Annotated in this window: 4 protein-coding genes; all 4 read right to left on the bottom strand. The window is 44.3% G+C overall.

All coding sequences use genetic code 11. The features are described from left to right. Positions 1 to 108 precede the first annotated feature (108 nt). Positions 109 to 1533, bottom strand: coding sequence for an aminotransferase class I/II-fold pyridoxal phosphate-dependent enzyme (locus tag ACLTL4_RS10905; RefSeq protein WP_412291529.1), 1425 nt, complete (start codon positions 1531 to 1533; stop codon positions 109 to 111). 600 nt (positions 1534 to 2133) lie between these two features. Beyond that, positions 2134 to 2694 carry a Fe-S-containing hydro-lyase gene (locus tag ACLTL4_RS10900; RefSeq protein ID WP_022119666.1) on the bottom strand — a complete coding sequence of 187 codons (561 nt, stop codon included), beginning with the start codon at positions 2692 to 2694 and terminating at the stop codon, positions 2134 to 2136. Beyond that, the gene (locus ACLTL4_RS10895) at positions 2695 to 3537 is read right to left on the bottom strand and encodes a fumarate hydratase (protein WP_022119665.1); all 843 of its coding nucleotides are present in this window, start codon (positions 3535 to 3537) and stop codon (positions 2695 to 2697) included. A gap of 136 nt (positions 3538 to 3673) precedes the next feature. Beyond that, positions 3674 to 5217: FAD-dependent oxidoreductase (locus ACLTL4_RS10890; protein WP_412320536.1), on the bottom strand; the 1544-nt coding region annotated here is incomplete at its 5' end.

The following is a 5217-nucleotide window of genomic DNA, read 5'->3' as shown; positions in this document are numbered from 1 at the left end:
GGAATTCGTTCATTTGCACATGCAATACTGTTCATTTGCAAACAGTATTTTAAAAACTCGGCATTTCCATTCCTTACACCTGCCGGGAAACCAACGGTCAATTTTTATTTACTTCACCACTTCAATTTTCTCTCCCCCATAATCCCTCAACCCCTGGAACTGAAAGCCTTTCTTCTTATACCCTTCCAGTTTTTTCAGAAGTGTGCCATCTATCTTCTCTCCCGGCACGATCATCGGGATTCCAGGTGGATAAAGATACAGAAATTCCCCGGAAATCCGTCCCTCACTTTCCTGCAAAGCCACGCTTTCTTTCTGGGATTCAAATGCTTTATTCATCGTGCAAATGATAGTATTTCTTGTAACTCCATCTTCAATCCAGTTACCTTCTTTTTTGCTTTCTGTAGTCTGGAAACGATTGATCTGTTCATCAATACCTTTTACGGCATAAAACAGTCTGTGAAAGCCCTGATCCGTGTCACACAGCGAGGTCAGTGCCAGTACATAATTTCCCGCTGCCATTTCCATTTCGATATTGTAAGTACGGAGCAGCATTTTCTGAAGTTCATTTCCGGCGATTCCGCATTTTTTTACAGAAAAAATCAGCTTCGAACGATCGAAATCATAAATACTGTTTTTTCCGACAATGCTCTCATCCACCAAATGAATGGAACGAAATTCTTTTGCCCTTTTATAAATGCGATCCAGCCTCTCAGCAAATTTATCAAAAGCATCTGTTCCCTGCTCTTCCACATAACGAATACATTCATCTATTCCAGCCATCAGAATATAGGACGGGCTGCTGGTCTGGTACATCTGCAGAAACATCCGGACTTTCTGACGGTCAACGAGTTTTCCGTTGATATGGATCAGTGCTGTCTGTGTATAAGAAGGCAGCGTTTTATGAAGACTGTGGATCACGATATCTGCCCCAAGATGCACGGAATTTTCCGGGAAATATTTGGAAAATCCGAAATGTGCTCCATGAGCTTCATCCACGATCAACGGTTTTCCATATGCATGTGCAATTTCTGCAATTCTCTTCACATCCGAAACAATGCCATCATAAGTTGGCGAAGTAATCACGACCGCCTCGATTTCCGGATGCTCCTCAAGAGAACGCTCCACATCTGCTGGATTGATACCGCCATTTAACATAAATTCTTCCTGAATTTCCGGGTAAACATAATATACATCCAGATTTCGGATCAGTGCTGCATGGTAAACTGCTTTGTGGCAGTTACGTGCAATCAGAACGGTCTTTTTCGCACATGCAGAAACAGCACTTAAGATGCCCGCCGTGCTGCCGTTGATCAGAAAATGCGATTCTTCCGAACCATAAAGTTTTTCCGCTTTTTTCTGTGCCTCCAAGAGAACACCCTCGGCATGATGCAGATTGTCAAACCCTTCTATCTCTGTGATGTCAATTTTATATGGATTAAAATCAACCGTTTTCTGTCTTTTATGCCCCGGCATATGAAACGGATAGATACCGGAATTTCCATAGTTTGCCAGTTTGTCAAATAACTCTCCCATCTCGTCTGCCCTCCTTTTCTTTCGTCTTTTTGTTTCAGTTCTTGTATCTCTGTCTGTAATAACTTCATACAGCTCAAACCTTATCGCAACTGTAAAGCTGCCGAATAGTTATCTCTATCTTAATACATTTTTCCACAAAATCAAGCAATTCTTTTTAATGTATATTGTGCTGAAAAACAAAAACCAGAGGCACAGTGACAACAGCAAGTCTCCGTCATAGTACCTCTGGCATTATATAATCTTATATTTTTTTAAAACCTTCCGCTTCAGCGACCCCTGGCAGGCCAGGAGCTTTGGGTAATGTGCAACTAACGGTATTGTAAAAATAGCTTGCAAACAATACAGCCATAATGAATTCGAAAACAAATCGTACTGACGGTAGCGAGGCTTCCGTCGTGAGGTTTGCGATGTTGCCGCCCCAAAGAGCCGCTGTCTGAGCCTCGAAGAGGCGAGTTTAGGCGAAGGGCGGCTAACACACGAGCGAACCGAACAGGAAACGATGCGTGTCAGGAGATTGTTTTCGAATCATTATGGCGTCCTATTTCATACACCTATTCTCACAGCGTTCATTTGCACATTCACAAACCTCCGCCGTAACTTTTATTTATCCTGTGTATCCAGATAAGCTTTACGTCCTTCATCGTACAGGTTATTTCCTTCGCAGTCGATGATAACAAATAAAGGCATATCTTCTACATACAGTTTTCTCAGTGCTTCTGCACCCAGATCTTCGTATGCGATCAGCTCTGCTTTCTTGATACATTTTGCCAGAAGTGCACCTGCTCCTCCGATTGCACCAAAGTAAACACCGTGGTATTTCTTCATAGCTTCTACAACTTCCGGAAGTCTTGCACCTTTACCGATCATACCTCTTGCTCCAACAGACATCATAGTCGGAGCATAAGCATCCATACGTCCGCTGGTTGTCGGACCTGCAGACCCGATAACCTGACCTGGTTTTGCCGGTGTAGGACCTACATAGTAGATCGTAGCATCTGTCGGATCAAATGGAATCTTTTCTCCTCTTGCCAGTGCTTCACACATACGTTTATGTCCTGCATCTCGTGATGTATAAATGGTTCCTGTCAGGTAAACTGTATCACCTGCATGGAGTGTTTTTGCCAGTTCTTCTGTAAGAGGCAGTGTAATATGTTTTTCCATTTAAATCACCTCCGTTTTATGGCGTGTTACATGGCAGTTAATATTGATCGCACATGGCATACCTGCGATATGTGTAGCCATGGTTTCGATGTTCAGACCAATTGCTGTTGTCTTTCCGCCAAATCCCTGCGGTCCAATACCCAGTTTGTTTACTTTTTCCAGCATTTCTTTTTCAAGGTCTGCATAGAACGGATCTGGATTTTCAGAATCGATCGGACGCATCAGTGCTTTTTTAGCCAGCAGTGCTGCTTTATCAAAAGTTCCTCCGATACCAACACCTACAACCATAGGAGGGCATGGATTCGGACCTGCTGTTTCTACCGTCTCAAGGATAAAATCTTTGATTCCCTGAAGTCCGGCAGATGGTTTGAACATGCGGATTGCACTCATGTTTTCACTTCCGAAACCTTTTGGTCCTACTGTGATCTTGATCTGCTCGCCCGGAACGATTTCTGTGTAGATCATAGCCGGTGTATTATCACCTGTATTTCCTCTGCGGACAGGATCTTTTACAACGGATTTTCTCAGATAACCTTTGTCATATCCGCGGCGTACACCTTCGTTGATCGCATCTGCAAGATCTCCGCCTGTGATATGTACATCCTGACCAATCTCCAGGAATACACATGCCATACCGGTATCCTGACAGATCGGTACGCACTGTGTATCAGCGATTTCATAATTTTCAATGATCTTGTCCAGTACTCCCTGGGCAATTTCCCAGTCTTCGCACGCTCTGCAGTTTTTGATCGCACATTTCACATCTTCCGGAAGATGCTCATTTGCTTCGATACAGAGCTTTTCGACTACATCTGTAATCTGGCTTGCCTGAATTTCACGCATGTTATTTCTCCTCTCATTATCTACAGGAGCTGCTCATGACAGCTCCCGTAAATGAAAATATAATGATGCCAGGATCAAAAGCCTGAAACCACAATGTGCTTGCACAAGAGTGGTTTTATAGCATCTTTTTACTTAATTATGCACTTACCACTTCACCTGTGATTTTTCTTTCATGTCTTGCATAATGAGGAAGCAGCATCGGAGATACTTCGTTTGTTTCTACTCCTGCTTCTTTCAGTTCTTCATCATATGCTTTTACATGATCCAGGTTCATCTCACCAAGTTCTACGTCTTTGTATTTTGCAGCTGCTTTTTTACCTGCATTTCTGCCGAATACGATGACATCGAGCAGAGAGTTACCCATCAGTCGGTTGGTTCCGTGGATTCCGCCTGCTGCCTCTCCTGCAACCAGAAGGTTCGGGATTTCTTTTGTAAATCCGTCTCCTGTGATCTCCAGTCCACCGTTCTGATAATGAAGAGTCGGGTAGATCACGATCGGTACTTTTCTCATATCAATGCCATAGTTCATGTACATACGGAACATAGCCGGGATTCTCTTTTCGATGGTTCCCTCACCGCCGAGGATCTCGATCATCGGAGTATCCAGCCATACACCTTTTGCTCCGCCCGGAACTTCTACGCCACGTCCTTCGCTGCACTCACGGATAACACCGGAAGCGTTGACATCACGAGTTTCCAGCGGATGGATGTAAGCTTCTCCGTTTGCATTAACCAGCTGTGCACCTACGGAACGAACTTTTTCTGTTACCAGAGCACCCAGGATCTGTGACGGATAAATAGCTCCTGTCGGATGATACTGAATAGAATCCTGATATAACAGGGAAGCACCTGCACGGTATCCCAGGATCAGACCATCGGCTGTTGCACCGTAATGGTTGGATGTCGGGAATCCCTGATAATGCATTCTTCCTGCACCACCTGTTGCGATAACAACGGTTTTTGCTCTTGCAACAGAGTAATCTCCTGTCTCCATGTTCAGAAGAACAGCACCTGCAACCTGTCCTTTGTCATCTTTGATCAGTTCTACAGCAGAAGTAAATTCTACAACCGGAATTCCGCGGTTGATCACTTCGTCACGCAGCGTACGCATGATCTCTGCTCCGGAATAGTCCTTTGCAGCATGCATTCTCTTTCTGGAAGTTCCGCCGCCGTGTGTAGTTACCATTCTTCCGTCTGCATCTTTATCGAATTCAACACCCAGCTCATTCAGCCATTTAATTGCATCCGGAGCTTCCATTACCAGTCTCTTTACAAGTTCTGGTTTTGCAGCAAAATGTCCGCCGCCAAAGCAGTCCAGATAATGCTGTACCGGTGAGTCATTTTCTTTATCTGCTGCCTGAATACCACCCTCAGCCATCATGGTGTTTGCATCACCGATACGCAGTTTGGTAACGATCATTACGTTGGCACCTGCTTTGTTTGCTTCGATAGCACAGGAAGAACCTGCACCGCCTCCGCCGATAACCAGTACATCTACGTCATAATCTACTTTTGTAATATCCACTTTATCTTTTATCAGACGGCTTGTAGAATGAAGCATTTCTGCCAGCTGCAGAGGAGCTTTCTGGCCTTTGTTTGCTCCTACCTTGATTTCAGCAAACGCATCTGGGTTATAATCTGGATGGAATTTTTTCAAAAGAGCGTCTTTTTCGTCTGCTG

The sequence above is a fragment of the Hominisplanchenecus sp. genome, assembly GCF_046967715.1.
GTDB lineage: Bacteria > Bacillota > Clostridia > Lachnospirales > Lachnospiraceae > Hominisplanchenecus > Hominisplanchenecus faecis.
The sequence above is the reverse complement of the archived record's forward strand: the minus strand, read 5'-3'. Positions and strand labels throughout refer to the sequence as shown.